Consider the following 4,327-nt stretch of genomic DNA (forward strand, 5'->3'; position numbering starts at 1 on the left):
AAGATGGGAGCCGGGGAAGGCCTGGGGGCCAAACTGGCGCTGGGTTCCGCCCGGTTGTGTGAGGCCTATGGCCATCCGGAGCTGGCGATGGCGGTCAAGAAGCAGGAACTGCCGGCCTATGACCCGCGGGGTGTGCAGGGCCATGGTTTGCAGTATGCTACCTCCAACCGGGGTGGCTGCCATGTGCGGGGTTACATGATTTCCCCGGAAATTCTGGGCTTGCCGGAGAAACTGGACCGGTTCTCCCTGGAGGGGAAAGCGGAATGGGTGAAGGTATTCCAGGACCTGACGGCAGTAATCGACAGCCTGGGGCTGTGCCTGTTCACCTCCTTTGCCCTGGGGGCGCAGGATTATGCCGACCTGTATAATGCCGCCACCGGGGAAAACCTGACAGCAGAACAACTGCTGGCCTGCGGGGAACGGATCTGGAACAATGAGCGCCTGTTCAACCTGCAGGAGGGCTATACCGCTCAGGACGATACCCTGCCCCGGCGTTTACTGGAAGAGCCCATTCCGGACGGGCCGTCCAAGGGCAGTGTGCACCGGCTGGCAGAACTGTTGCCTGTCTATTACCAGGTGCGGGGCTGGGATGAAAACGGAGTGCCAACAGCGGCCAGGAGACAGGAACTGGGGTTATAAAGAGAGAAAGAGGGCTTCCCGGACTGGGAAGTCCTCTTTTCTCTATGGTATAATAAAAAGAAAAGGGTGATGGCAGATGAAGGTAACGGTAAAATTGTTTGCGACTTTACGCACCGGACGCTTTAAGGTGGAGACCCGGGAGTATCCGGAGGGAACCACGGTAGGGCGAATTGTGGAGGAACTGGGCATTCCGGAGGAGGAGCTGGCCCTGATCCTGGTCAATGGCCGGGATGTAGAACTGGAGCATCAGCTGACAGATGGGGATACGCTGTCTCTGTTCCCACCGGTAGGAGGTGGCTAATATGGACCTGAGAGCATTTCTGGCTCAGCACTGTCAGGGAGATTTACTGCCCTGGTCAGCCCAGGTAGAGGCTGCCGAGCGTTTTCAATTAACCCTGGCCCAGGTGGAAGAAGCGGCGCTGGAAGCTGGTTTTCTGCCGGCCCGCTATCAACGTAACCGGCAGACCATTTCCCTGGCCGACCAGCTGACCTTGTTACGCAGCACGGTAGCTGTAATTGGATGCGGGGGCTTAGGGGGCTATATTCTGGAAGAGCTGGCCCGCCTGGGGGTGGGACGGATCTATGCTATTGATCCCGATGGGTTTGAGGAACACAATCTCAATCGCCAGTTGCTGTCTACCCCGGCTGACCTGGGGCGACCCAAAGTCATGGTAGCGGCGGAAAGATTGGCCCGCATTAACCCGGCTGTAACGGTTGTGCCGCAGCAAAAAGCCTTTTCCCAGGCCAATGGCAGGGAACTGCTGGCAGGGGCCCAGGTAGTAGTAGATGCCCTGGACAATATTGATACTCGCCTGGAACTGGCGGCAGTCTGCCGGGAGTTGCAGTTACCCCTGGTTCACGGGGCAATTGGCGGCTGGTTTGGCCAGGTAACTACCCAGTTTCCCGGGGAGGAAACCGTAGAACGCATTTACCGGCGAAGAGCTGAAAGCAAGGGAGTAGAAAAAAAGCTGGGCAACCCTGCTTTTACACCGGCGGTGGTAGCCAGCCTGGAAGTGGCCGAAGTGGCCAAAATCCTGTTGAGGACCGGTGAATCTTTGAGTCAACGGTTACTGACCATCAATCTGTTAACCATGGAGATGGAAATTATCGAAATATAACAGGGGAGCAAAGGGGTAAAACAGTGCAACTCGGGCGTTTATTCTATCTGGCCAGGTATTATCTGGTCAGCAAATTTTCACAGCGCAAGCAACCCATTTTAGCCGGGGTTAAACTAACCCACCGCTGTTCTTTGCGCTGCCGCCAGTGTCCTTACTGGCGCAGACCTGGACCAGAACTGAGCTGGCGGCAGCTGCAGAATCTTTTTCCTTTTTTACGGCAGGAAGGGATCAGGCTATTGATTCTGGAAGGTGGGGAGCCAACCCTCTGGCGGGATGGAAAAAAGACCCTGGCGGATGTAATTGAACTGGCAAAAAAATATTTTTACACTGTTGGTGTAACTACCAATGGTTTACAGCCTTTAATTTATCCGGCCGACATCTACTGGGTCAGTATCGATGGCCTGCCGGATACCCATGACTGCTGGCGAGGGAAGAGTTTTGACCGGATTATGGATCATATCAGGGCAGCCTGCAGCCGGGTGTTGGCCAACATCACTATTCACCGCTACAATGTGCGGGAAATACCGGAGCTGGTCAAACTGCTGGCCGGAAAAGTGCAGGGGATTACCATCCAGTTTTTTTATCCTTATCCCGAAAGCGAAGATATGCTTTGCAACTGGGAGGAGCGGCGCTGGGTGCTGACAGAATTGCAGAATTTAAAACAGGCCGGTTATCCGGTAGCCGATAGTCTGGCAGCCCTGGAGGCTCTTAAGGATAACCGCTGGCAGTGTGAAAGCTGGATGATTGCCAACGTGGACCCGGACGGCACCTATCGCCAGGGCTGTTACCTGCTCAATCGGACTAGCGGTCCTTCCTGTGCCCTCTGCGGCTTTGCCGCTCATACGGAAATTTCTCTGGCATACCAGTTGAACTGGCAGGCACTAGGGGCTGGCCGCGAGATTCTGGGAATTTTTTGAGAAGCAGCAGGAGAACGAATATTCGCTGACGAATATATTATATTTGTACTATGTTTGGAGAGGAAGCAGCGGCATGATTATTTTGGGAGTAGACCCGGGGACAGCCATCACTGGTTACGGGGTGGTGGAGTACCTGGGTAACCGTTTTCGCCCTCTGGCTTATAGCTGTATTCGCACTACCCCGGAGCTGGATTTGCCCCGGAGATTGCTGGTCATTCACCAGGAAATCACTGCTCTGATCCGGGAGTTCCAACCGAACCAGGTTGCTGTAGAGGAATTGTTTTTTAACCGCAATACCACTACTGCTCTGGCGGTAGGGCAAGCCCGGGGGGCGGTGCTGCTGGCCTGTGCCCAGGCGGAGCTGCCGGTTTTTGAATATACTCCCCTGCAGGTAAAGCAAGCAGTGGTAGGATACGGGCGGGCGGAAAAACAGCAGGTCCAGGCCATGGTGAAGGCTATTTTAAATTTGCCCGGGGTGCCCAAACCCGATGATGTGGCCGATGCTCTGGCCCTGGCTATCTGTCATGCTCATTCCAATTATTCGCTTCTGGGGAGGATGTCATGATTGCTTTTCTACGGGGGAAGCTGGTAGCCAACCAGCTGGACAGTTGCCTTTTGGATGTAAACGGCGTAGGATATAAAGTATATATTCATGCCCGGACAGCGGGGGCTCTGCCGGAAATCGGGGAAGAAGCATTATTGCATACCTCCCTGCAAGTCCGGGAAGAAGGCTGGTCCCTCTATGGTTTTACCAAAGCCGGGGAACGGGATTTGTTTGAGTTACTGCAAACTGTGGCAGGGATAGGACCGAAAGGGGCTCTGGCCTGTCTGGGGGTTTTAGGCCAGGATGGCCTCTGTCTCGCAGTAATGGAGGAAAATGTCAAGGCCCTAACTTCTGTACCGGGGATTGGTCCTAAAACAGCCAAAAGAATGGTGCTGGAGTTGAAAGATCGCTTGAAAAAGCTGATGGGAGAAGACCTGGCCCTGCCTGCTAATATGGAACTGCCGACAGGAAGAGAAGGGGAAATGGAAGCGACTGCTGATGCGATTCTGGCCTTAGAGGCCCTGGGCTATCAGCCGCAGGAAGCCCGGCAGGCGGTGGCGGCAGTGTTGACTGAAGAGCCCGGGGATCTGCCCATTGAGGAGATTCTGAAAAAAGCACTGGCTTATCTGGCAACCGGATAGGAGGTATGCAGCAGCTTCAAAACTATACTATAATTGATTGTATTTAACTGTTTTACAACATTAAAAGTATGGAACTATTATCCACTGGAGAAGCAGCAAAGAGATTAGGTGTACACCCGAACAGGCTTCGGGCCTGGGAAAAGAACGGGTGACTATAGAACTCAGGCAACTGGTATCGCAAATCAAGCAAAACCTGACCCGGAAGGTTAATCCTGATAGACCTGGGGAAGGAAAAGGGATGACCCGTGGGGTCAGGGCCTGCTTGAGGCGGCTGGAGGAGAGGCTTTCTGTGCATAACGGGCTTGCCCAGAGTGAACAGGAGGCGTATAACTCCGTCTGGCCTGACCTGAAGTTATTGGCCCTGTCCGTACGGTGACCCCGTTAGCCGGTGTCGGAGAAACCGGTAGGCGTCCTAACAGGACGCGGGAGGCGGAGTTATACTCTCACCGGGAGGTCAGCATAAACCGG

7 protein-coding genes are annotated in these 4,327 nt (G+C 54.5%); all 7 read left to right on the forward strand.

The annotated features are described in order from the left end of the window. A partial coding sequence (locus B5D20_RS13260; protein ID WP_200803517.1) for an aldehyde ferredoxin oxidoreductase C-terminal domain-containing protein occupies positions 1-639 on the forward strand: 639 nt, incomplete at its 5' end. A 76-nt stretch (positions 640-715) separates the two neighbouring features. After that, entirely contained in the window at positions 716-940 is a 225-nt protein-coding gene (locus B5D20_RS13265) for a MoaD/ThiS family protein (RefSeq protein ID WP_078666677.1), read from the forward strand. Between the two features lies 1 nt (position 941). Beyond that, a complete protein-coding gene (locus B5D20_RS13270; RefSeq protein ID WP_078666678.1) occupies positions 942-1,757 on the forward strand; it encodes a HesA/MoeB/ThiF family protein in 816 nt (271 codons plus the stop codon). A 23-nt stretch (positions 1,758-1,780) separates the two neighbouring features. After that, entirely contained in the window at positions 1,781-2,674 is an 894-nt protein-coding gene (locus tag B5D20_RS13275; RefSeq protein ID WP_078666679.1) for a radical SAM protein, read from the forward strand. Between the two features lie 73 nt (positions 2,675-2,747). Next, positions 2,748-3,239, forward strand: a complete 492-nt coding sequence (gene ruvC / locus B5D20_RS13280; RefSeq protein WP_078666680.1) for a crossover junction endodeoxyribonuclease RuvC — start codon at positions 2,748-2,750, stop codon at positions 3,237-3,239. Further along, entirely contained in the window at positions 3,236-3,859 is a 624-nt protein-coding gene (gene ruvA / locus B5D20_RS13285) for a Holliday junction branch migration protein RuvA (protein WP_078666681.1), read from the forward strand. Before ruvC ends, ruvA begins: the two co-directional genes overlap by 4 nt. A gap of 148 nt (positions 3,860-4,007) precedes the next feature. Beyond that, positions 4,008-4,235 (forward strand): hypothetical protein, encoded by a 228-nt coding sequence (locus B5D20_RS13295; protein WP_200803518.1) that lies wholly within the window; start codon positions 4,008-4,010, stop codon positions 4,233-4,235. Positions 4,236-4,327 lie beyond the last annotated feature (92 nt).

It is taken from the genome of Carboxydocella sporoproducens DSM 16521 (assembly GCF_900167165.1).
Lineage (GTDB): Bacteria > Bacillota.

What these genes read in the sequence shown, in the direction of transcription:
- ruvA (WP_078666681.1), top strand. Translation starts at nt 3,236, where the DNA reads ATGATTGCTTTTCTACGGGGGAAGCTGGTAGCCAACCAGCTGGACAGT.
- ruvC (WP_078666680.1), top strand. Translation starts at nt 2,748, where the DNA reads ATGATTATTTTGGGAGTAGACCCGGGGACAGCCATCACTGGTTACGGG.
- B5D20_RS13265 (WP_078666677.1), top strand. Translation starts at nt 716, where the DNA reads ATGAAGGTAACGGTAAAATTGTTTGCGACTTTACGCACCGGACGCTTT.
- B5D20_RS13270 (WP_078666678.1), top strand. Translation starts at nt 942, where the DNA reads ATGGACCTGAGAGCATTTCTGGCTCAGCACTGTCAGGGAGATTTACTG.